Source organism: Paenibacillus sp. J5C2022 (genome assembly GCF_025567625.1).
Lineage (GTDB): Bacteria > Bacillota > Bacilli > Paenibacillales > Paenibacillaceae > Pristimantibacillus.
On sequence record NZ_JAOQJC010000004.1, the window covers coordinates 1 to 24,940 of the forward strand.

Annotated in this window: 15 protein-coding genes; 12 read left to right on the forward strand and 3 right to left on the reverse strand. The window is 53.6% G+C overall.

Features of this window, described 5'->3' with window-relative positions; genetic code table 11:
• Positions 1-353 precede the first annotated feature (353 nt).
• A complete protein-coding gene (locus M6D81_RS04250) occupies positions 354-1,232 on the reverse strand; it encodes an AraC family transcriptional regulator (protein WP_262675582.1) in 879 nt (292 codons plus the stop codon).
• Positions 1,233-1,509: 277 nt separating this feature from the next.
• On the opposite strand from M6D81_RS04250, the gene M6D81_RS04255 reads away from it, so the two are divergent.
• From M6D81_RS04255 to M6D81_RS04295, 9 genes are all read left to right on the forward strand, one after another.
• Positions 1,510-7,062, forward strand: coding sequence for a glycerophosphodiester phosphodiesterase family protein (locus M6D81_RS04255; protein ID WP_262675583.1), 5,553 nt, complete (start codon positions 1,510-1,512; stop codon positions 7,060-7,062).
• Between the two features lie 380 nt (positions 7,063-7,442).
• Positions 7,443-8,702 carry a ribulose-bisphosphate carboxylase large subunit family protein gene (locus M6D81_RS04260; protein ID WP_262675584.1) on the forward strand — a complete coding sequence of 420 codons (1,260 nt, stop codon included), beginning with the start codon at positions 7,443-7,445 and terminating at the stop codon, positions 8,700-8,702.
• 24 nt (positions 8,703-8,726) lie between these two features.
• On the forward strand, positions 8,727-10,094 hold the full coding sequence (locus M6D81_RS04265) for a four-carbon acid sugar kinase family protein (RefSeq protein WP_262675585.1): 1,368 nt from the start codon (positions 8,727-8,729) through the stop codon (positions 10,092-10,094).
• A gap of 33 nt (positions 10,095-10,127) precedes the next feature.
• Entirely contained in the window at positions 10,128-10,778 is a 651-nt protein-coding gene (locus M6D81_RS04270; RefSeq protein WP_262675586.1) for a GntR family transcriptional regulator, read from the forward strand.
• 44 nt (positions 10,779-10,822) lie between these two features.
• The gene (locus tag M6D81_RS04275) at positions 10,823-11,851 is read left to right on the forward strand and encodes a zinc-dependent alcohol dehydrogenase (protein WP_262675587.1); all 1,029 of its coding nucleotides are present in this window, start codon (positions 10,823-10,825) and stop codon (positions 11,849-11,851) included.
• A gap of 32 nt (positions 11,852-11,883) precedes the next feature.
• A complete protein-coding gene (locus M6D81_RS04280) occupies positions 11,884-12,903 on the forward strand; it encodes a TRAP transporter substrate-binding protein (RefSeq protein ID WP_262675588.1) in 1,020 nt (339 codons plus the stop codon).
• A gap of 122 nt (positions 12,904-13,025) precedes the next feature.
• On the forward strand, positions 13,026-13,550 hold the full coding sequence (locus M6D81_RS04285) for a TRAP transporter small permease (RefSeq protein ID WP_262675589.1): 525 nt from the start codon (positions 13,026-13,028) through the stop codon (positions 13,548-13,550).
• Complete coding sequence (locus M6D81_RS04290; RefSeq protein WP_262675590.1) at positions 13,550-14,824, forward strand: TRAP transporter large permease; 1,275 nt, start codon at positions 13,550-13,552, stop codon at positions 14,822-14,824. Before M6D81_RS04285 ends, M6D81_RS04290 begins: the two co-directional genes overlap by 1 nt.
• A 54-nt stretch (positions 14,825-14,878) precedes the next feature.
• Positions 14,879-15,541: a class II aldolase/adducin family protein gene (locus M6D81_RS04295; RefSeq protein ID WP_262675591.1), complete on the forward strand. Its 663-nt coding sequence runs from the start codon at positions 14,879-14,881 to the stop codon at positions 15,539-15,541.
• Positions 15,542-15,646: 105 nt separating this feature from the next.
• Here M6D81_RS04295 and M6D81_RS04300 read toward each other — a convergent pair whose 3' ends face one another.
• A complete protein-coding gene (locus M6D81_RS04300) occupies positions 15,647-16,219 on the reverse strand; it encodes a superoxide dismutase family protein (protein WP_262675592.1) in 573 nt (190 codons plus the stop codon).
• Positions 16,220-16,412: 193 nt separating this feature from the next.
• Between M6D81_RS04300 and M6D81_RS04305 the strand changes: the two genes are divergently transcribed.
• Together M6D81_RS04305 and M6D81_RS04310 are read left to right on the forward strand one after the other, a co-directional pair.
• Positions 16,413-17,546: an oligogalacturonate lyase family protein gene (locus M6D81_RS04305; protein WP_262675593.1), complete on the forward strand. Its 1,134-nt coding sequence runs from the start codon at positions 16,413-16,415 to the stop codon at positions 17,544-17,546.
• 224 nt (positions 17,547-17,770) lie between these two features.
• A complete protein-coding gene (locus tag M6D81_RS04310) occupies positions 17,771-22,201 on the forward strand; it encodes a CBM96 family carbohydrate-binding protein (RefSeq protein WP_262675594.1) in 4,431 nt (1,476 codons plus the stop codon).
• Between the two features lie 508 nt (positions 22,202-22,709).
• Here the strand turns inward: M6D81_RS04310 and M6D81_RS04315 are convergent.
• On the reverse strand, positions 22,710-23,498 hold the full coding sequence (locus M6D81_RS04315; RefSeq protein WP_262675595.1) for an AraC family transcriptional regulator: 789 nt from the start codon (positions 23,496-23,498) through the stop codon (positions 22,710-22,712).
• A gap of 251 nt (positions 23,499-23,749) precedes the next feature.
• Between M6D81_RS04315 and M6D81_RS04320 the strand changes: the two genes are divergently transcribed.
• Positions 23,750-24,919 (forward strand): TolB-like translocation protein, encoded by a 1,170-nt coding sequence (locus M6D81_RS04320; RefSeq protein ID WP_262675596.1) that lies wholly within the window; start codon positions 23,750-23,752, stop codon positions 24,917-24,919.
• The last annotated feature ends 21 nt before the right edge of the window (positions 24,920-24,940 follow it).

Here is a 24,940-nt window from a genome sequence, read left to right on the forward strand (position 1 = left end):
GTGGCATACACTGAAGGTCTGAAATGATGCGTGCGAGCTGAATTAGTGCATGTGGCATACACTGGAGGTCTGAAATGATGCGTACACGACTAATTAGCGTATGCCGCATACACTGGGGCTCTGAAATGATGCGTGCGAGCTGAATTAGTGCATGTGGCATACACTGAAGGTCTGAAATGATGCGTGCGAGCTGGATTAGTGCATGTGGCATACACTGAAGGTCTGAAATGATGCGTGCGAGCTGAATTAGTGCATGTGGCATACACTGGGGCTCTGAAATGATGCGTACACGCCGAATTAGCGTATGCCGCATACATTGAAGCTCGGAAATGGTGCGTGCGCGCCCCCTCCACTTAGCCGCGCTCCCGGTAATCCCTCGGCGTAATGCCGCAATGCTTGCGGAATATTTTGTTGAAGAAGCTAATATCGTTGAAGCCGGAGTCCAGCGCAATGTCGAGCACCTTGCGATTGGACTCTTTGAGCTGCGAGCACGCGTAGCGGATCTGAACGGCATGCTTGTAGTCCAGCAGGCTGCTGCCGGTCGCTTCCTTGAATTTGGCTCGGAACGAGGATTCGCTCATGCCGCACATTCGGCTAACCTGCGCAAGGCTGATCGGCTGCCGGAATTGCTGCTGAATCAAGTGACAGACCGAGCCAATCCAGTCATAGTCCGGCGACGCACTCTGCCCCTGCAGACGCTCTGTCGGCAGATAACGGCTGAGCCAGACCATACATTCCATCCAGCGCGTCTTGACGATGAGCTGCCACCCCTCTCTCTCTTCCATATATTCATGATGAATTGTATCCAGATGCTGCCGAATGACGGCACGTTGCTCTTCCGTCAACGGCTGGAACGGGACGAACGATGCGTTGCTCCGCATGAAGGGAAGCAGGTAGAAAAATCTAGCAAAGGCAGGTAGCTGCAACAACGTGCCCATCTCCGCCTGCAAAAAGCCGGAATCGAACAGCACATTGTATATCGTTGTCTCCTCTTGCGGTGATCCCTCATAGCTGTGATAAACATTCGGCTCGACAATAAACACATCGCCCGCTTGCAGCGTATACCGCTGCCCTGCCATCTCGTGATGAGCGCTTCCGCTATGGACGAACACCAATTCAATGAAATCATGCGTATGATGAGCAATCCGCTCATGATGACCAATGGTGTACTGTTCAATATGAAAAGGGAAAGTACTGCTTCGGAAATAATGTTCCTTCGAAATAACGGTCATGTCCCTCTCACCTCATCCCTCAAGTCTCTCCCACATTATAATTCATGCTGTTAATAATTTCTTTAAGTTGCGAAAACATTGCGCTGACAAAAAAGCGGTACAGTAGTGCTGGGCATACCACCCAGTAAGGCCAGGGTATGAGACAGGGAGAAAACCCTTTTATGTATCAGATATGGAAGTGCTTTAGCGAGCGCATGCGGCTTCCGGATTTGATGCATAGAAGGGTTTATTTGTTTTGCCCGGCTCTTGCCCCGCCGAATACGGAGAGGGAAGGAAGATGATCATGTTATCCCGATCAGCGTCAAGATGGTTATCGATTCTGCTGTGCGTTGTTGTTCTGTCAAGTCTTGTGCCGGCCTATCCGGCATTTGCCGCGGAGGAAGACACTGTAGAGAAGGAAGCGGCATCCGTCCAGGGCTTTGAGATCAGCGAAGCCACGGAAGCCGGACGTCCAGTGCTGCAAGCGAAGAAAACGATTCATGCTCCTATCATTGACGGCAAGCTTGATGATAGCAACTGGAGCATAGCCGAGCCGCTGCCGGAGCTATTCGGCGAAGCGCCGTTCCCGGCTTCTGCATTCGGAATGCTGTGGGACAATCAATACCTGTATATCGGCATTCGAACCGAAGATCATACGCCGCTTCAGGATCAAGCGGGCTACTGGTTCGAGCAGGACGGCATGCATCTGTTCTTCGATCCGACGATGCATCGTTCTACTCCGTTCCAGCCGGAGGATATGCAAGCGGGCTTCTTGTTCCGCGCCGATTCGGCGACGCCCGAGTTCCACTTCGGCGCGGCGCTGAACAACCATGAGGGCAAGGACGACAAGGGCATAATGCGTGCGATGAACCAGACGGCAACGGGCTGGGAGCTGGAAGTCGCCATATCGTGGGACATGCTGCAGTTCGATCCCCAGCTCAGCAAGCAGCTTGGGTTCAACCTGGGCGTGACTGACCGGTACGGAGAGGACAGCTCCATGCAGCGGACGGCTTATTGGAGCGCGTATGATTCCTCTTCCTTCTGGAATGATACGAGCGGATACGGGACGATCCAGCTGCAAGAGGACATGCCCGTGATCGGTCCGATCAATCCCGTTCTGCTGGAAGAGAGCTTCGATGGCGTCTTGGAAGGCGCGCTGCCATACGGTTGGATTTCCGATGTCAATGCGGGAAGCCCGTCTTTCACCGTTACACAGAGCACGTACGGCGGAAGAATGAGCTTCGACGGCTCCTCCGCGGGCAAGCAAGGCAGGGTGACGGCTCCTGTGCAGTGGGACGACTATACGATTGAGGCTGACGTCCGCTTCGAGGCGGTACATAACTCCGGCAGATGGACGGCATTAATGTTCAGGGGAATTCCGGAGGGGACGAATCCATACAACCAGATGGCGGTTCGCCAGAACGGTACGTATGAAGTCGCATACCGCAAGCCGGATAACGGCTGGTCTGTCATGGCGTCGGGCGTATGGCAGCCGCTGGCGCTGAACGAGGATTATCAGATGAAGGTGCGCGTCTACGGTGACAATGTGAAGGAATATTTGAAAGCCAAGGATGACCCTCAATATACGCTCGTATTGGATCAAAGCTTCCCAAGCGGGCTGCTGCAGCGCGGCAAAGTCGGGTTCCAGGCGGATCAGAGCAAGGTGTCCTTCGACAACTTGAAGGTGACTCGTCTTGCTGCTGAGCGTCTCGATCTGATCATGCCTTCCGAGCTGGAGGCTCTGACCGGACCGGTGACGGTAACAGGCAGTGTGTATTACTCCGACGGCTTGACGGAAGCCATTCCGTTAAGCGGCCTGAAGCTGTATTCATCGGATGAATCCGTCATGAAGGTGATCGATGGCAATCTGTACCCGCTTAAAGCGGGCCAGGTTACAGTTAAGGCGATCTATGGCCGCGCCGAAGCGACCTACGAGATGACGGTGAAGCCATCGTCCACAGGGGCCAAGGTGGTCGAGCTTCGCCATGAGCAAGGGTATGTGCTGGCTACAGCGGGGACGCCGCTGAGCCTGGATAGTCTGACTTTCTTGACGGAGCTAAGCGATTTCACATCGGGAACGCTTCAAGGCGGCGCACTCGCTTGGCATGCTGAAGACAGCAAGGTTGTTATCGAAGACGGAAGCATGCATATCGAAGAGCAAGGGGTATATCGCTTAACGGCAGAGATCGATGGCGTATCCGCAGAACTGCTCGTCGTTGCGAAGGATGCAGCGGACAGCGTATATACGCTGTATGAGCAAGATTTCGATTCTATTGCGGATGGCGATATGCCTGACGGCTGGTCGCGAATCGAAGGGTCCACCGCCTCCAAGGCGGCCGTGCAAGGCGGCGCATTCCAGATCGACGCTTCGTCCGGTTCCGATAATCCGTCCCGTGTCTTGCTGCCGGAATATTTGGGCATGTTCGGCGATTATCGCATTGAAGCGGATGTCACTCATCTGAGCGCGAACGACAATGGCAGATGGCATTCCATCATGTATCGCGTTCAGAACGGCAATTATCCCTATTATCAAATGGCTGTACGCAAGGATGCATCTGCTGCGAATGGCGTCGAATTCGCGGAGCGCACACCGGCGAACGGATGGGCCGTCCATGACAAGGGCCCGTTCAGCGGAATGATCGAATCGGATCAAATGTATCGCTATACCGTCATTGCGCGAGGCAATCGGGTACAGGAGTGGATTAACGACGAGCTGATCATCGATACCGATGCCGCAGGCGGCTATCTTCAAGGCCTCATCGGCTTGCAGGCGAACGGAAGCAAAATGAAAGTGGATAATATACGGATTACGCTGCAGCAGGAGGAGCTGCCGCCGATGCCGGCCGACCGGTTCGCGAACGTCTATGAGCCGGATACGAAGATCGTTATGGGACCGACGATTGCGACGGAGCTGACTAGAGAAGAGCAGCTTGCATCGCTGAGCGAGCCGCCGGCTCCGGCCACCGTGATCATTCATGTGAACGACGTGCTTGACGTTCTGTCTTCTGGGGATGGGAGCGTAATCGGGGAGCTGCCATCTGTGCTGCAGGCGATGGAAGGTCATATCATTCCCGCCTTCTATGTAACCGGCAGCGAGGCGGCAAGCGAGGTGGCAAAGTATGCGAAGGGACACGGCATCGAGGATGCGTTCATCGTCTCCTCGCAAGGCGAACTGATCCAACAAGCGAGAGAGATTGCGCCTATGCTGCGGGGTATCCTGGACTTTAGCGGTCAGCAGGCGGCAAGCGACGAGGAACTGCTGGACATTCGCCGCGAGACGACAATCAGCGGTTCCAAAATCGCGATTTTGTCTGAAGCGGCGGCAACGGAAGAGAATGTGGAATATTTGCAGCAGCGCGCCGTGGTCGTATGGACGAAGGCCGAAGCGGATCAGGCCGGCCGCTCTGTAGCGCTTCATCATATAATCGCAACCGGAACGAACGGCATCGTGACCGACAGCCCCGATAAGGCGATCGCGGCTCTGGGCGTCTACAACCATGAGACGACGCTCGTTCGCAAGCCATACATTATCGGTCATCGCGGCATGCCGTCCAAGTCGCCGGAGAATACGATCGAGAGCAACCTGCTCGCTTATGAGAACGGGGCCGACTTTATCGAGAATGATATGTATGTGACGAAGGACGACCATCTGGTCATTGTCCATGATGGCGTACTGCAGAATACAACGAACGGCAGCGGTCCGGTAGAGGACTTCACGCTGGAGGAGATCAAGCAGCTGAATGCCAACAAGCCTTATCCGGAAGGCTATCCGGACGTGAAGGTGCCGACGCTGGACGAGCAGATCGAGCTGGCGCGCGAGAAGGGCATTATGGTGTATGCGGAGATCAAGACGGGAACACCGCGGGCGGTCGACGTACTCGTTAACCTCATTAAGGAGAAGGACGCCGAAGAACTTATTAATGTGATGGCATTCCATACGTCGCAGTTGAAGCTGTTCGCCGAGCAGATGCCGGGCATGCCGGTAGGGCTGCTTGTGGGCAGCGGTCCCGACACCGACGCCAATGTGAACAAGGCGCTGCGCGACACGCTGCGCACGACGCAGACATTGAACGCGACTTATAACGCCGGCTACTACGGCATGGGACAAGCCTATCTGGAAGCGGCCAAGCATCGGGGCATTATCGTCTCACCTTGGACGATCAACAATCTGGCGGATTATAAGACGTTCTTCATGCGCGGGATATACGGCATTACGACGGATTATGCCTACTACTCGGCTGATTGGAATATCTCGCTGGAACCTGAACAGGAGCAGTACACACTGGAGAAGGGCGAGAGCGTCACCTTGACGGCACGGGCCGAGACATACGACCGCACCGTTCACGAGGTCGTTCCAGATATCATATGGCTGCAAGGAGAAGAGCTGTTGGATACGGACGGAGCTGCTCTGACAGCGAAGTCGGCCGGAACGGCCTATGCTATGCTCCGTTATACGAGTTATCTGGATGATGCGAATGCTTATGACCTGTATACCAAGCCGATTGCGATTGAAGTGACAGGAAGCAGCGATGGCGATGGTGACGGAAATGGCGATGGTGATGGCGACGGAGACGGAGACGGAAATGGCGATGGCGATGGCGACGGAGACTCCGATACGGGAACTGGCACAGGTACAGACGGGGCGGACCCTTGCAGCGACAGCTCACGGGAAGCCGGAAGCCATGTTGTTGTAGCCGATGGCCAGCTGGCTTGCTCGGCACATATTCAAGAAGCATTCAACTCCTCGTCCAGTGTTACAGTTCAATTCGAAGGCGACAGCTTGTCGGTGAAGGCCGATGCATGGCCGGAGGAAGCGCGCTCGGAGAACGGCATGTTTATCGCCCGGAATGAGGTGGCCGCATACCGCTTCCCTGCGGCTGCATGGCAGCCGGAGCTATGGGCGAATCTGCTCGGCAGCACAGGCAATGGAGACGATCTGACACTCCGCTTCACGATGAAGAAGCTGGAAGGTCAGGAGGCGCAGAACGTCAAGGATGCCGTGAAGGCTTCCGGCGGCAATCTGGTTCATGCCGCCATTCAATTCGAAGTCGAAGTTGTCGACAGTGAAGGCAATACGGCAGCCGTACCGTTCGGCACCTCTTATGTCGTGAGAGAGATCGGACTGGATGGCAAGTACAATGCAAGTCAATTGACGGCGCTGCAATATATGGAGGATACGCAGCAACTGCAATTCGTGCCTGCGCAATTCCGATACGAGAACGGCAAGACGATTGCTCTGGTGAAGCGGAACGGCAACAGCGTCTATGTGCTGGCCGCATATGACAAGAGCTTCGATGATATACAGGGGCATTGGGCGAAGCGGGAAATCGAGCTGCTGGCGAACAAGGGATTGATTCATGGCATGAACGAGAACAGCTTCGCACCAGACCGCAGCGTTACTCGCGCCGAGTTCGCATCCATGCTGGTTCGCGCACTGGGATTGATACCGGCTGAAGCGGGAGCAAGCTTCGCCGACGTATCGGCATCGGCATGGTATGCCAGCGACGTATCGGCGGCGGTTAACGCGGGATTGATCCTCGGCTATGCCGACGGTTCGTTCCGTCCAGAAGCATCCATTAATCGGGAGGAGCAGATCGCGATGATCGTGCGCGCCTTGCAATATGCGGGGACGGATATCTCTGTAACTTCCGACGCTGAGCAGCAGCGCATACTGGACGCATTCCAGGATCAATCTGACATTGTGTGGGCACAGAAGGAAGTAGCCGCTGCGGTAGCTGCAGGATTGATTAAAGGTGCCGGATCGGACATGCTTCAAGCGCAGAAGGATACGACTCGCGCCGAGTCCGTCATGATGCTGAAGCGATTCCTGGACAAGGCAGAGTTTTTGTAAGAGTAAGCAAGCAGAAGTGAAAGGGATATCCCGAAAGTCGGTTTGTCATTTTCCGGGATGCATCTGAGTGCGAATGTCTTCGAGATAAAGGACCTTAGTCTCCAACTGGAAGTGGAGATTGAGGTCCTTTCGTCTGCTTTCGGCATCCGTGAAACTTCGGCAAGCGGCAGCCCCTTCCTTATTGTTCACTGTCACTTCAACGGAGCAAAGGCGGATTGAACAGACAGAAAATATAACCTGTTGACAATTGAAAACGCTTCCCTTATGATGGATATCAAATAGATACAACATAGATCTATGTTAGATCTATAAAGTAAACGTAGATGTATGGAAGCTTAATGAGCTAATTGGACATAAACAACAAGAGGAGGGAACGACAGTTGAGGGGTAATGAAGTGACAGCCACGTATCTCATAGAGACGCCGTATCCTCTGGAGAGAGCTGCTGCCATTATGGCAGGAGAGCAATCGACAGGAACCTTCATCGCAGTGCCGGGTGAAACAGATGAGTTGAAGGAGCTTCACGCAGCGAAGGTGCTTGCTATCGAACCGATAGAGGAATCGATTACGCCTACGCTGCCAGGCGTGTACCTGACGAAGGAGATGAACAACCCGGTCTACAGGAGAGCCATTGTGAAGATTAGTTTTCCGTTTCATAATTTCGGTCTTTCTCTCCCTAATCTATTGTCGACGATAGCGGGGAACTTATACGAGCTTCGTGAATTTTCGGGATTAAGATTGCTCGATATTGAGCTCCCGTCCGAATTCGCGACTCAGTATCCGGGTCCGAAATTCGGCATAGCGGGAACAAGAGAGCTTGCGGGAGTGCACGGCCGTCCGCTTATCGGTACCATCATCAAGCCGAGCATCGGCCTTCCTCTGGACGATTACGGTCCGCTGGTTCGGATGCTTGCGGAAGCGGGGCTTGATTTCATCAAGGATGATGAACTATGCGGGAATCCGCCGTATGCGCCTTTCGAGCAGCGGGTGAAAACCGTCATGACTGAAATCGAGAGAGTGGCAGACCGCACCGGCAAGAAGTTGATGTATGCCTTTAATATTACCGGCGACATCGATGAGATGAAGCGAAATCACGACATCGTCTATGAAGCGGGCGGCACTTGCGTGATGGTATGCGTGAACAGCGTTGGACTCGCTGGCGTATCGCATCTTCGGGGCTATACGGAGTTGCCTGTTCATGGTCACCGCACGCAGTGGGGAGCGATGTCGAGATGTCCGCTGCTGGGCATGAGCTTTACCGCTTATCAGAAGCTCTGCCGTTTAGCCGGCGTGGATCATCTGCATACGAACGGATTGAACAGCAAGTTCGCGGAAAGCAACGATTCGGTCAGTCAATCGATTCGGGATTGCTTGCAGCCGATGTTCGGCGGATACGAGGCCATGCCGGTGCTCTCCTCGGCGCAATGGGCAGGCAGCGCGATACCGACTTATCAGTCTGTCGGCACATTGGATGTCATTCACCTTGCCGGCGGAGGGATATTGGCGCATCCCGACGGAGTTGCCGCAGGCGTCCGCAGCATGCAGCTGGGATGGGAAGCGGCGGTGCAAGGCGTCGAGCTGGAGAAGTTTGCTGAATCACATCCGGAGCTTCAAGCCGCAATTCGCGTGTTTGGCGGCTAGTAACATCTTGGAGGGAAGGGCATCATGAGAGAGAATACCATTTTACTTGCATTTTACGGCGATGATTTCACAGGATCGACAGATGCCATGGAAGCACTGGCCCTAAGCGGCAATCGGACCTTATTGTTCATGGAGCCTCCATCAGCCGACATGCTTGAGCGCTTCGAAGGCATCCGCTGCATAGGCGTCGCAGGGACGAGCAGGGCGAAGACTCCGTCCGACATGGCGAAGGAGATCGGACCGGTGATGTCGCGTCTGTCGGAGCTTAAAGCGCCTATCGTTCATTACAAAACCTGTTCCACCTTCGATTCGTCGCCCGAGGTGGGGAGCATCGGAGAAGCGATCAGAACTTCCCGGCCGTTCTTCCCGGAACAGAGCACCGTTCCGTTATTGGTAGGAGCGCCGGCTCTCGGCAGATATACGCTGTTCGGACAGCACTTCGCCCGTATGAACGGCGAGATATACCGATTGGATCGCCATCCTGTCATGTCACGCCATCCCGTCACTCCGATGCATGAAGCCGATCTTCGCCTTCATCTTGAAGCGCAGCTGGGCGAAAAGGTCGAACTGATGAATATTATTGAGCTGGACGGCGAATATGAGCATGTAGGGGAACGATACAAGGGGAAGCTGAGGGACAAACCGTCGGTTCTTCTGCTGGATGTGCTGGACGAGGCGAGAATGACGTTGAGCGGCAGATTAATATGGGAAGCGGCGGAAGAGGGAGACCGGTTCGTGGTCGGTTCTTCCGGCGTGGAATATGCACTGTCGGCATTCTGGAAGGAGCAGGGGATAGCTGCATCTGAAGGAAGCTTAACCTCCGCACCAGTAAAGGCTGCAGAGCGCATTCTGGTTGTATCCGGCAGCGCTTCATCAGTTAGCCAGCGTCAGATTGAGAACGCTATCGCAGAAGGGTTCCATGGCATTCGCATCTCGCCCCAGCAGCTGGCGCAGAGAGATTGCATGCCGGAAGAGCTGTTGAATGAAGCGATCAGCTTGCTGGATAGAGGAGAAAGCGTCGTACTTTATACGGCGCTTGGCCCGGAAGACGAAGCCATTGTTGAGGCGCGAGAGCGAATACTGGATAATGGAATGGAAAGCTCGCAAGCCGGGGAGCATATCGGGCGGCAATTAGGCCGTTGGACGAGGCATATTATGCTCCGGGCCAAGCTGCGGCGAGTAGTGATTGCAGGCGGGGATACGTCGGGCTTCGTCACCAGTGAGATGGGGATTTACGGCATGGAAATGCTGATGCCGATCTCGCCTGGCGCGCCGCTGTGCAGAGTATACTCGCATGATGAATATATGGACGGCGTCGAGCTGGCTTTGAAAGGCGGCCAATTCGGCAGTCCCGACTACTTCGCAAAGGTCAGGGATGCTGCCATGGATTGAAAATATGGAGATAGAGAGAGGAGAAAGCAAGCGATGGCGGTGTCCAAGGGATCAGGCGCTTCGTTGTTATTGAAAGACATTGCATATGACCAAATAAAAGAACGAATACTGGATGAAAGATTCGAACCGGGGCGTTTCCTGTCGGAGCGTGAGCTAATTGAATTGCTGGAGATGAGCAAAACGCCAATCAAGTCGGCGCTTACTCGGCTGGAGGCAGAAGGCTTCGTAACGGTATCTTCCAAGCAAGGCATCATTATAAACGATCTGGCCATTAATCGCATTATCGATATTTATGATCTGAGAACGGCGCTTGAAACCTTTAATTTGCAATCGATTCTTGGGAAGCTGAACGAAGAGCAGAGCCAGTTGCTCCTGGACAATTTAAGAGAAACGGAAGAGATCGTGAAGCGCTTGGATGTGAAAGCCTTCGGCAAGGCCGATCATGAATTTCACCTGCTGATCTGCCAGTTCACAGGCAATCAAGAAATTTATCGCGTACTGCTTAATTACCAGGATCATTTGCTTCGGATTACGCTCCGTCATTTGAGGAAGGACCCGCATCGCATGGTAGGTTTCTGGCAGGATCATGTTGCGATATACGATCTGCTCAAGCAGAGCGACGAAGCATGCATCAATAAGATGCGCGATCATCTTCAGCATTCCAAGAGCAAGCTTTTTGAATAAAACCGAGAATCGCATCACGAAAAGACTGAACGGAGAGGACAAACATGAAAGCTGTATTTGTGCAAGACGCTTATGAGGTTATTGTCAAGAATGTGGACATTCCCAAGCTGGGAGATCATGAAGTGCTGATCAAAGTAAAGACGGCCGGCATATGCGGTTCCGATATTCATACCTATAAAGGTCTCCATCCATTCCGAAAGCCTCCGGTCATTATCGGCCACGAGCTTGCAGGCGAAGTAGTGGCGATCGGGTCCGCAGTCTGCAAGTTTCAACCGGGCGATCGTGTCACGGTGGAGCCACAAGCGGGATGCGGAACATGCGAATATTGCCTGACGGGAAGAGTGAATTACTGCGAAGACAGAGGCGCTCCGGGCATTGGCGCATGGTACGGGGCGATGGCCGAATACTTTGCGGCGCCCGAGCAGACGGTGTACAAGCTGCCGGAAGGCTTGAATTACGAGCAAGGCGTGCTGGTCGAGCCCTTTGCGGTAGGCGTTCACGCTGTGCGCAAAGCAGGGATAAGCGCGGGAGATAAAGTCGCGATTCTGGGAGCGGGGCCGATCGGACTGCTTGCCATGGCCGCAGCCAAGGCAGCGGGCGCAACGACGCTTCTCGTTACGGATGTCATGGACTACGCGCTGGAGAGCGCATCGTATATGGGAGCGACCCATACACTGAACATTCAGCATAATGAGGAGTGGACGCAAGAGGCGCGGGAGCTTATTGGAGGAGGTCTCTTCGACAAGGTTCTCATCGCGGCAGGGGTTCCCGGCATCGTGGATCAATCGCTGAAGCTGCTCCGCAAAGGGGGACGAGTCGTTACGATCGCCATGTTCCATGGCGATCAGACGTTCAACATTCACAATCTCCAAAACCAGGAGAAAGAGATCTTGGGCTGCATGACCTATACCCGCGAGGATTTCATCATTGCGATCGATCTGATCGCAGCGGGATTCGTCGACGACAAGGTGCTTATCACCCATCGATTGGCGCCCGAGCAAGCAGCGGAAGGATTCCGTATCGTGGACAAGAAAGAGGATCGGTCGCTTAAAGTACTTGTTCATTTTAAATGACTTCATCTAACTCAACTAGGGGGCATACTGAAATGATGAAAAAGTCTGTTGCTATTACCATGATGATTGTGTTGATCTTTGTAAGCGCTGTAGCATGCGGGAAAAGTGACAATAACAATGCGGGTTCAGGCTCGTCCGGCAATTCCGATAAAGTTGTAAAGCTAAGATTGGGGCATATTACAAGCGAAAGCGACGCGTGGCATAAAGGAGCTCTCAAATTCGCCGAGCTGGTGAAGGAAAAAACCGGCGGCAGCGTAGAAATCGAGGTATTCCCTAGCTCCACATTGGGCAACGACCGCGACCTTATTGAAGGCATGCAGCTCGGGTCCGTTGATTTTGCTCTCGTGGCGGGGGTCTTGTCCAACTTCTATGAGCCATATTCTATTCTGGAACTTCCGTATTTGTTCAGAGATGTCGATCATTTGAAGAACGTGCTGTATGGCGACGTGGGTGAGCAGTTGAAGCAAGATTTGCTAGCCAATGCACAAATCCGCGGCTTGGACTTTTGGCTGCGCGGTCCCCGCGAGCTGACAACGAATCGTAAAATCGAGAAAATCGAAGATTTGAAGGGATTGAAGGTTCGCGTTCCGGAAATTCCGGCATCGATAGCGGCTTGGGAAGCAATGGGTGCGGCGCCTACGCCTATGGCATTCGGTGAAGTGTATTCTTCCCTTCAGACCGGAGTAATTGACGGGCAGGAGAATCCTCTGGCTCTTATCTCGAGCAATAAGTTCAATGAAGTGCAGAAATATCTGATGATGACAAACCATGTCTACGGTTATGTGCAATTGACGATGAGCGATATCACGTATGGGAAGCTGACCAAGGAGCAGCAGACAGCTATCGAAGAAGCCGCCAAGGAAGCGACTGCATTCGAGAATGAGCTGGTAGCCAAGCAAGAAGAAGAGCTGTTGACGCAGTTGAAAGAGAACGGCATGGAAGTTATTGAATTGGATACGGCTCCATTCATGGAGAAAGCACAAACTGTGCATGCGGAATTCGCCGAGAAGTACGGTCAGGAATTGTATGACAGTATTGTTGATACTAAATAGGTAGACGATAATAGATGGCCGGTGTCGATGGGTGCTGGATTGCATAGAGCAGACAAGCAGACACCGGCCTTTCTGTAGAGTTTTTGCGACAGCGAGAGTTTCTGAACAGGAGGATAACCTCAATGAAGGCAACTATGAAAGCTATAAATGGCTTGAATAAGTTTGTGGGAATCGTAGTCGGCCTTATGCTTGGCGCTATGTCCATTATTATTGTTGTTCAAGTGTTTTGCCGATTTGTGATTAATTTTCCATTAGCCTGGTCCGAGGAAGCGGCGCGATATTTGATGGTCTACACTGTATTTCTGGGCGCTCCGCTGGCGATTCGCAACCATAAGATGATTGCGATCGAGATCATTGTGGAAAGCGTTAGCCCCAAGGTGCGTAAAGTGCTTAGAATTTTGATTTCGCTTATTTCTATCGTGTTTTTTGTCATTCTGCTCTTCAAAGGGGTGGATATGCTTGATGTTGTAAGCAGGCAATCCTCTGCGAGCCTTGGCATCAATATGGATATTCCTTACATGGCCATTCCTCTCGGCGCTTTGCTTATGATTATTAACTCGGCAGCTAATATAATCGATTTCTTGACGAAGGACGATATCGACACTTCGGAAGTCTCCGAAGCGCTGAAGGCAGGTGAGCAGTCTTAATGGGTACAGTACTGTTTCTGTTTCTCATCCTGTTTTTTGCGCTTGGCATACCGATTGCCATCTCAATGGGGCTTGCTGCCGCAGTAGCGCTATGGTGGGACGGCGGCACGCCGCTGACCGTGTTGGTGCAGCGCTCATTTACATCCATCGATTCATTCCCGCTTATGTCCATTCCGTTTTTTGTTCTTGCCGGCGTATTGATGGAATACGGAGGAATATCAAGAAGACTTGTCGCATTCGCGAACGCGCTGACAGGCCATTTCTCGGGAGGATTGGCGATCGTCACAGTCGTGACATCCATGTTCTTCGCGGCGATATCGGGCTCGAGCGCGGCCACTACCGCGGCTCTGGGGAGTATTCTTATCCCGGCCATGATCGCCCGGGGATACCATAAAAATTTTACGGGTGCGGTTCAGTCCGTATCAGGCGAGCTGGGTGTCATCATTCCGCCCAGCATACCGTTAATTCTGTACGGCGTATCGACGGAAACGTCGATCGGAGCGTTATTCATGGCTGGCATGGTGCCGGGTATTCTCGTCGCTATGTCACTGATTGCGACTATCCTGATCATTGCGAAGAAGCGCAAATACGCGAAAGAAACCCGGAAATCCGGCAAGGAGCTGTGGAAAGCGTTCAAGGATGCCTTCTTCGCTCTGCTGATGCCTGTTATTATTCTTGGCGGTATTTACGGCGGATTCTTCACGGCAACGGAAGCGGCTGGGATCGCTGTTGCCTATGCGTTCATCGTTGGCGTATTGATCTATCGGGAAATCAAGCTGAAAAAGCTGATTCATATTTTAACCCAGTCCGTCATTACGACGTCGACGATTATGTTTATTTTGGCCAGCGCAGGGCTGTTCGGCTGGATTCTTACGCGTGAGGGCATTCCGCAGGATGTTGCACAGTTCTTTATCGGCATTTCCGATAATCCAATCGTATTCCTGTTGCTGGTGAATGTGTTCCTGCTGTTCGTCGGGATGTTTATGGAAACCAATGCGTCCATCATTATTCTGGCTCCGCTGCTCGTGCCTGTAGCCGTCACGCTTGGCATTGATCCGGTTCACTTCGGCATTATTATGATTGTCAATCTGGCTATCGGCATGTGCACCCCGCCTCTTGGCGTCAATCTGTTCATTTCGGCCCAATTGGCGAAGATCAATCTTCTTCAGATCACCAGAGGGATGGTGCCGTTCTATATCTTGCTAATAGTCACGTTGCTTCTGATCACATTTGTTCCGCAATTGACGATGTTCGTACCGAATTTGTTGGAATAAGCAACGTCCGTTGGCAGTGGCTATATTCGAGGTTAACAGGAGGAGGTGAATGAAATGAAGGAGGACGGAGCGGTTAGAAGAGAATTGCAGCAAACCGGTAAATATATGATGAAGTATGGGCTTGCTTGGGGGAATTCGGGGAATATTAGCGCCAGAATTGCCGAAGACCGTTATGTCATTACGGCCAGCGGTACATTCATGGCCGAACTGGATGACCACGACCTGATTGAATGCGATCTGGAGGGCAACACGTTCGGCGTGGAAGGGCGCAAGGCTTCCAAGGAAACCCCGATGCATCGGGCTGTATACGAAGAGCGTCCAGAAATCAATGCCGTGCTGCATGCATCCCCCTTCTACAGTACGCTGGTGGCAGCTTCCAGCATCGAGATTCCATCCAATTGGTTCATTGAATCGATGTATTATCTGGAGCGTGTGGAGCGTGTTCCCTATTCTCATCCGGGTAGCGAGGCGCTGGGTGAAGGAGTGCGCGGCAAAGCGAAATCGGCCAATATTCTGCTTCTCGACAATCATGGCGTTCTTGTGTACGATACGTCTATTCGAGAAGCCAGAATGGCGCTTCATACATTGGAAATGGCCTGCAAGATGTTAATCGTGTCGCAATCGGCGGGCATTGAGATGAAGGGGCTGCCGAATGAAGTGGAGCAGGATTTCATCGTAGGGGCAGCATATAAGCCGAGAAGGAGCTGGAGCATGTAAGGAGGCCATGCACTTATCTGCTGCAGGGAATGGGAAATGATGAGGGAACGCTCGGTAATGAGCGTTCCCTTCATGTTGTCTGGAGCTTAAGAGCGATGAGCGGATTCAATTCACAACGCCGCAAGCGATGCGGGCGCCCGACTCGCCCGAAGGGTCCGTCGTATAGTCGTCGGCTTTCTCGTGGATGATGAGCGACAGGCCGCCTTCGCGCTTCAAGGAGTTGGGCTTGCCCGGCTTAAGCGTGACCACGGCGCTAATGATATCGACTTTCACTTTGCCGGAAGCATCGACTTCGATATTGGGCAAGTCTCCAGCATGGAACCCCTTCGGATTGTTGAAGCCATGCTGTTTATGGTAAGGATTGAAGTGGCTGCCGGCGCTTTTGAAGTCTGGTCCTTCGCATTTGCCGAATTCGTGGAAGTGCAGAGCATGCTTGCCTGGAGGAAGCCCCTCTGCTTCCAGATGGATGCGAACTTTATCGGTGTTCTCGGTGATGGTCGCTCTGCCGATTCGTTCCCCTTGCTGATTCGTCATATCGACGGTTAATGCGGCAACGTCCGCTATAGGGCCGGCTTCGTTATGGCCGACTCCTTCTTCCGCTATATCTTCGCGGGCAGAAGCATAAGCGATGGAGCATGCCAACAGCAGAGCTCCCATGAGCATTATCATCTTCTTCATCGTGAGCAAATAACCTCCTGTGTGAATTGATATCGTTGCAACTAAAAATTGGCAATACCCATAGCCTGCGCATTGCTGCGGAAATTATGCAAATGCTTCGTATTGCCGTTTGCTCGAAAAGAATTGTAATCCTTCTGGCATCATGCTAAACTTTGGAAAAAATGGCGGGGTATCAAAAAAGGGGGATGCAGTGTTGCTAGCGGAAACAGACAGTCCGATTAAGAAAAGTGCAATGTTCACGAAATGGATCGATCCTGTGAGTGGAGTCGAGAGCTGGATACTGACGGCAAGAACGGCTCCTTATCAATCCTCATTCTATTTCACCAATGAGAGTATGACCCGGGATGGACGTTATTTATGGTTTTATTGCGCATTTCCTCCTTCGGGAAGCTCGCATTATGGCCGGCTGCTGGGTGTAGCAGATTTGCAGGAGGATACCATACGGCATTTTCCGGAGACAGCGTTTCTGGATGCTTCGCCGCTAATCGATCTCGACAGCGGAGAAGCTTACTGGTGCACGGGGCTGGACATATGGCGACGCGGGCCTGAAGAGAAGGATGAGGCCGCGTTAGTTCATTCGTTCCCCGAGGAGCTGGCGAAGCGGAGGCGCCCGGCACGAATCGCCACACATCTGACCTTCTCGGCCGATCGGCGCTCGTTGTCCGTGGATGCGGAGTTCGGTGAACAATGGTTTTGCGGCGAAGCGCCTCTGGACGGCAGCCCGATCGCTATCTGGCAGTCATTCGACCGCTGCTACAATCATGGACAATTCAGCCCTACAGATCCCGATCTTCAGTTGATTGCCCAGGATTCCTGGATTGATCAGAACAGCGGCCATCAGGGGTGGCTCGACAATCGGATGTGGCTCATCCGGCGCGGGGAGGAAGCGAGGCCGATCCGCGCCGATGGCTCCAGCGGACAGGCTCATGAATGGTGGGGAGCGGACGGGAAGCATGTCTGGTACGTGGATTACAAGCACGGAACCGAGAAGGTGAATATAGAGACAGGCGAGCGGAAGATTGTATGGAAGAGCGGCACGTGCCATTCCCATTGCGATCGGTCAGGACAATACGTAGCAGGAGATATTGGTCCATACACTTGGAAGGACGGCTGCAGAGTTGCATTCTACAATACATTGACTTCGCGCGAGATCAATATCGTCTCGAATTTGCCGGAGCCGCCCCTCGGAAGAGGGAGATATCATACCGACCCGCATCCGCAGTTTTGCCTGAATGACGAATGGATCTGTTACACGACAACGGTGCTTGGCGCCCCTACTGTGGCACTGGTGGAGACGAAGCATTTGCTGGATCAGACGCAATTATAAGGATTGGCCTGTGAAGCCGTTAACCGCGGTTTTACAGGCTTTTTTCGATGTGGAGATGAAATCTTGTTAGTGGATCGGATAATCGGTCTGTCTACAATTCGGAATGTAAGCGCTTATAATTTATGGGTGATATGGAAAGGGGGGAGTTCGGCTGACTGCAACCAGATGGGAACATCTATTGGGAAAGGTGGAAGCTCATTATGTAGAATAAGGAGTGAAGACTCGTGCATGCTCTTCGTGACAAAAAGGATGCGGCGCTGCGGATAAAGCGAGTGCTGACAGCCTGGTTGATGATCGCAATGATGGTAAGTATGACTCCCTTAATGAACAGCAGAGTAGAGGCGGCCAATAACTGGGACCCGCCGAATCTGTTCGCCAATGCCGGATATGAAGCTTATGATGCCAACGGGCTTCCTGAGATGTGGACAACCTTCGTGCCGGACGGGACGCCCGAAATGGGAGTGGATACGACGATTGCTCATGAGGGCAGCGCATCGATGCGCATCCATGCTGCAGCAGAAGCCAGGGCTAGCGTCACGCAGCAGGTTGCCGCTCAAGGAGGCGTTCCTTATGAGCTGAGCATGTGGATCAAGCTCGACAATATCGTATCCAGCAATATGGGAGTAACGGTACGCATGCAATTTTTTGATGAGACGGGAACCAAGATCGGGGGCAATCTTCATCTGGACAGCTGGAAAGGGACATTGGACTGGCAGAAGGTGCAGTATACGGTAGAGACGCCTCCCGGAACGGCCAAGCTACAGATCGAGAATTTTATATGGGCTGCGACAGGCACGGTATGGTTCGATGATGTCCAGCTGCTTCCGGGAGGGACGATAACGGCGATATTGAATCCGGACCATCCCCGTCTGCTGGCGGATGCCGACGATTTCCTGGCAATCGGGCAACGAGTGTCGCAAGATCCATTAGCCGCTAATTGGTATGAGAGCGTAAAGCAGGATGCGGACAGCATCATTGGCATGCCTGTCTCCTCTTATGAAATACCGGACGGGCTGCGCTTGCTGGCTACGAGCCGGGAAGTGCTGCGGAGGATATATACGCTGGGTATGGCATATCAGGTGGAAGGAAATGCGCTGTACGCGGAACGGGCTTGGGAAGAGTTGGAAGCGGTAGCAGCATTCCCGGATTGGAATCCGCGTCACTTCCTGGATACGGCGGAGATGACGCATGCCTTCGCGATCGGCTATGACTGGTTCTACGACTACTGGTCGGAGACGCGGAAGGAAGCCATCCGGCATGCGATTGCGACGATGGGGTTAATGCCGGGGCTGCAGCAATACGAATCGGCATGGTGGCCCAATGCGGTCAGCAACTGGAACATGGTCTGCAACGGCGGGCTGGCAGCCGGGGCTATGGCCATCGGCGACGTTCCGGAATACCGCTATCTGGCGGATGAGATACTGCGCAAGGGACTGGACTCCGTACAGAAGGCACTGGATCAGTTCATGCCGGACGGAGGCTGGTACGAAGGTTACAGCTACTGGGATTATGCAACGCAATATTTGACGCTGCATCTGGCGGGCATGCAGAGCGCGCTTGGCACGGACTTCGGACTGTCCGCGCGGGCAGGTCTGGCGGAGACGGGGCAATTCCCCATCTACATGGAAGGGCCAATCGGCCAGACATACAATTACTCTGACGCATCTCCGGATTCCACGAGAGCGCCGCAGCTGATGTGGATGGCTCAGCAGTATAACCTTCCGGCTTATCAATGGTTCAGCGAGCGGACGCCGGGAAGGGCGGAAGGACTGCTCTGGTACAGAGAGAATGCGTATGAAGGTCCGCGCAAGGAGGGACTCGCGAAGGACAGGTACTTCTCCAATATAGACGTTGCCTTGTTCCGCAGCACATGGGAAGATCGCAATGCGCTGTTCGCCGGTATCAAGGGCGCCTATTCCGATACGAGCCATAAGCAGCTGGATGCCGGTGAATTCGTCCTGGATGCGCTTGGCGTTCGCTGGGCGAAGCTGCTGGGAGCGGACAATTACAATCTTCCCGGCTACTTCGACACGGCCAGCCAGCGCTGGACGTACTATCGGAATCGTGCGGAAGGCAGCAATACGCTCGTCATTAATCCCGGCATGGGGCCGGAGCAGGATATTCGAAGCGCGGCAGAAGTCATCGATTACCGGTCCGATCTGACGGAAGCTTACGCGATCGTCGATCTTCAGCCGGTCTATTCCGAAGCGGCAGTCAAGGCGGAGCGCGGTATCAAGCTGCTGGACCATCGGCGACAGTTCCTCGTGCAGGATGAGGTGGTGCTGACCGAGCCTTCTGATATATGGTGGTTCATGCATACGGGCGCTTATGTAGAAGAAGTCAGCCCGGATGGCAAGACAGCCATTCTTAGCCAGGGCGGCAAGCGCTTATGGATGCGGATATTGTCGGCCCAAGGCGAATTCACAATTATGGATGCCGAGCCGCTGCCGGCGTCGCCCGATCCAGCTGGACAGAACCCTAATATCGGGACGAAGAAGGTAGCCGTTCACGTGTCGGATACGATGGGACTTGAGCTGTCCATTCTGATGGTGCCTCTCCATGAGTGGGAGGAGGCTCCGACCGACCTGCCCTCCGTCGTTCCGCTGTCGCAGTGGGCTGAAGCGCAGGAGAACGTATCTCTGCTGGAGAGCGTCACGCTGGACGGCGAGGCCATGTCAGAGTTCGCGGAGGATACGTTCACTTACCATATGAAGCTGCCTGCCGAAGCGACAACCGCTCCCGCAGTAGGTGCGGCGGCAAGCAATGCTGCAGCCAGTGTCTCCGTGTCACAGGCGGCGGAGCTGCCTGGCACCGCTTGGATTGAAGTGCAGAATGCTCCAGGAGGAGACGTCACCCGCTACGCGATTCACTTCGAACGAGAAGAATCGAATGATGGAGGAGATAGCGGGCTGCCTGTCGCTGCCGTGACGGCCAGCTCCGATGATGGCAATATTCCGGAGAATACGCTGGACGGAGACTTCGCGACGCGATGGTCGGCGGAAGGAGACGGAGAGTGGATACAATACGATCTGGGCGGAACGACTACGGTGAAGAGTGTGTCGCTGGCATGGTTCCGGGGCAATGAGCGAAGTTCCATCTTCGATATTACCCTGTCGGAGGACGGAACGAACTGGACGACAGTCTATAGCGGAAGCAGCAGCGGCGATACATTGGAGCTGGAAAATTACGATATCGGCGAGCATAACGCCCGTTATGTGAAAATCATTGGCCACGGCAATACAAGCAATCTATGGAATAGCATACTGGAAACCCGCATCCACGATATCGTCATTCCAGGGCCGCAATTGCCGGTGCGTCTGGACAGTGTCGCGCTCTCCGCTTCTGCGGATACGATCGACTTGGGCAACTCTCTGCAGCTTGCCGTAAGCGGCGAACTGACAGATGGAACGCCGGCGGATATGAGCGTAACGGAGGTGACGTATTATTCGGATCGTCCGGATGTCATCGCACTATCGCCATCGGGATTAGCGGAGGCGGTAGGAGATGGTACAGCCAAGATTACCGTTATGGTGAAGGACGGCTGGCTCGTGAAGATGGCCAGTATGCAGCTGACGGCGAAGGATCCCAGCATGCGGATGCCGCTGCATGATTCCTTCGTCCGGGATGGCGCCTATAGCGGAGACAATTACGGCAGCGACAGCACTCTGCTGGTGAAGGCGTCTATTCCGAACAACGGATACAACCGGATATCTTATCTGCAATTCGACGCTTCCTCTATCCCTGCCGGTACGATGAGCGTAACCTTGAACGTGCAAGGGTATATAGGCGACAGCAACGGAACCGAAGCGGATGTCTATGTGCACAAGGTCGCCGATGACTCATGGACCGAACAATCGCTCACTTGGAGCAATCAGCCGGCTATTGGAGCTGAGATCGCGGTGGAGCACTTCAATGATGTTTCTTCCTGGCATGAGATCGATATTACAGATTATGTGCTGGAGGAAGCGGCAGGCGACGGCATCGTCAGCTTGGCGCTGAAGCAGAACGGAACCGGCTATGTGCTTGTGCTTCACAGCAAGGAGCACGTCGCCAATAAGCCTGCCCTTCAATTCCATACCGATAACACGGCACCGCAGATTGCGATAGTGGAGCCTGCAGAGGTGACGTATCGCACGGCAGATGAGCTGACGCCGCTGTTCACGGTTACGGATGAGGAATCCGGCGTGGACAGCAGCCGCACGGTGGCGGCGATCGGAGGAGTGACGGTCGATTCCGAAGCTGCCATACCGCTGTATACGCTGTCACTGGGGCTGCATGTATTCACGGTGACGGCAAGCGACAATGCTGGCAATACGTCCAGCCGCTCCGTTACGTTCAGAACGGAGGCAAGCATGGGAAGCTTGCATGACCTGCTCATCGCATTCGCCCGGGAGGGATGGATCGACAACAAGGACGTATGGAAGAACCTTTCTCAGAAGCTGCAGCAAGACAATCTGAAAGCATTCATCTATGAAGTTGAAGCGCAGAGCGGGAAGCATATTACCGCGGAGGCCGCCGCATATTTGCTGCGCGACGCCAACGCATTGCTTGGCGGACCGGCAGCGGAGGGAGCGGAGACTGAAGAAGTGGCTGAAGAGGCAACGGGAGAAACGACTACAGCTGTGGATGATGACGATGACGTGCAGTTGGAATAGTTTTATGAATTAGCGCCGAAAAGCCCTATCTTTAGCCACTTTGGCTATGGGGAGTCATTACAGGCGTACAAGCTGAATGGGGCTGATTGCAGCCCCTTTTTTTGTATAAAGAATAAGTTCCGGGTCCCCCGCAAAGTACCTGTGCATGCTTCGAAGCAAAGCCCCACACTTGGAGACTGCTGCAAAAGTGCTCATTCGGAATACCAACTTAAGTGAATCAAAAAAACGAGCCACTAGAATCGATTCTAAGGCTCGTTTTGAGGTAGGGGAGACATTTATTGACCCCCTGAAATAGTCGGATTCTTTAAAAGCACGACTTTTGCAGAAGTTTCCACTTGTGGGGTTATTTTGTCATTATTGAAAAATATCGCTGCGATTTAAGCAGATGGAGGGACTGGGGCTGCAGGCGAGGCAGGAGAAGAATATACAAGTTTGCGATTACTTTTTCTATAGGTCGGGCGATAGAGGCTTTGTTATAGTAACAGCAGAATAGGAGGTGAAGTGCGGATTAATCGGAATAGGAAGCCCGCCGGTATTGGGTGGGCGACAGACCCATTTTTTGCTTGAAGTAGCGAGAGAAGTGCGAAGCGTCATAGAAGCCCAGTTCATGGGCGATCAGCTCGATGGCGTCTTCGGATTGGATCAGCCGTGTGCACGCTTGCTCGATGCGCAGCTGATTGTGCAGCTCGATTGCTCCGCAGCCGAATTCGCGATGGACGAGGCGCTCCAGATGCGAGGGACTCATGCAGAAGTGGCGGGCAATCTCCAGCAGAGTAAGCTTGCCGGTCAGATGCTGACGCAGCTTCTGCAGCAGCTTAAGCCGGAATTCCGCTTCGCTGCGCTGCAACGAATGCTCGATGATCGCGATAAGCAGAGCGTCCAGCTCGTTCGCCAGCTTCAGTCTGGACAGCTTGCTCGCATGCTCGCCCAACTGCAGCATAACGGCGATTTTACCTTGCATATGGGCGTAATTCACAATCGTCAGCTCCGTCATATGGGAGAGCAGAAGCGATCGCATGTCGGAGGCCGTCTTGTGGTTCAGATTCAGTCCGAATTGCACGTAACCGGAAGGGGTATAGAGATTGTGCGTCATGTCAGGAGGAATCAGACACAGCATGCCGGGCTTCAGCTCATACGGCTTGTCCGCGATATGCATCTGCAGCATGCCTTCCGTCACCCAGATCAACTGATGATAGGCATGGCGATGGGGCTCCTTGGACCAGCCTTGTTGCCGCTGCAAGTAGTTCACGTCCAGATATGCCTCGGAGGGGTAAGGAATAATGATCGATCGGGACACGGTTATGCTCCCTTCATGGGTCGTTAGTTGGCAACATTGTATAGCCAAGGCGTAATTGTGTCAATTGCTGTGAAGCGATTCTGCGAAGGAATCGTATTGCGAAGCAATTGTGAGAAGCGTCAGACGTGCGTATGCGATGCTGTATTACAATGGTATGTTGTGCGGCATTGACTGCGGCAATTGATGGATGCTCGAAGGACACAGTGCATGCACGAAGTATGCAGAGAATAAGACGAGAAAGAGGGATTCAATTGTACAAGTGGGAGAGAGTGCAGTCCAGACGTTTGAGCAATGGGGAGGGACATTACTTTTTTGGCTATTATGATGTATGCGCTTACGGCGGTAAAGGGAGCTTTCACCTGGCGCATCGCACATCATTCGCAGGGCGTATACCCGAGCGGACGGAAAGCTGCGAAATCGGTATTTTGGACGGGGAAAGCGGAGCATTCACAGCGCTTGCGGAGACGCGGGCATGGAATTTCCAGCAAGGCGCGATGCTGCAATGGCGGCCGCAGCATGCGGATAGGGAAATCCTGTTCAACAGCTATGGTGATAACGGCAGCTTATGCGGCGTGATGATGAATGTGGCGAACGGCACGTCGAGGACGCTGCCGCTTCCGATCGCATGCGTATCTCTTGACGGCCGCTATGCGCTCAGCGTCAGCTTCGGCCGCATGTTCCAGTTCCGGCCGGGCTACGGATATGCGGGAGCGGATGCTGAGCATGACCGAAAGCTGGCTCCGGAGGAAGACGGGGTGTACCTGCTGGATCTGGAGAGCGGGACTTGCAGGCTGGCGCTGTCCCTGCGTCAGCTGCAATCGTTCACGCAAGGGTATATGCCGGGAGAAGACATCAAGCTGCTCGTGAACCATCTTACCTTCAACAACGACGGCAGCCGATTCGTCATGCTGCTTCGCAACTTTCCTTCGCAGGGTCGTACTTGGGGAACGGTTGTCGTCACGGCGAACAGGGACGGAAGCGGGCTGTTCGCGAAGAAGGATGCTTACTCCTTCGCCTCTCATTACTACTGGAAGAACGAGCGGGAATTGCTGATCTATAGCGACGGCCCGCAGGGCAATCAGCTGTACGAATGGCAAGACTGCTCCGCACATATACGCACCATAGACATGGGGTACTTCCGCAAGGACGGGCATTGCAGCTATTCGCCGGATCGGCAGTGGCTGCTGTACGACAGCTATCCCGACGAGAACCGGATGCAGCATCTGTATCTCTACCATCCCGCCAGCGGGCGCGGTATGACGCTGGGCTCTTATTCCGCCATGCCGTCGGAGCTGGATGCGCGCTGCGATCTCCATCCCCGCTGGAACTACGCGGGTACGCATATTTCATTCGATTCGACACATGAGGGAAGCAGGCAGATCTATGAGATGGACTTGAGAAAGGTTATGAGCGAATGGTAGTCCTACTTTGTTACTTTTCTG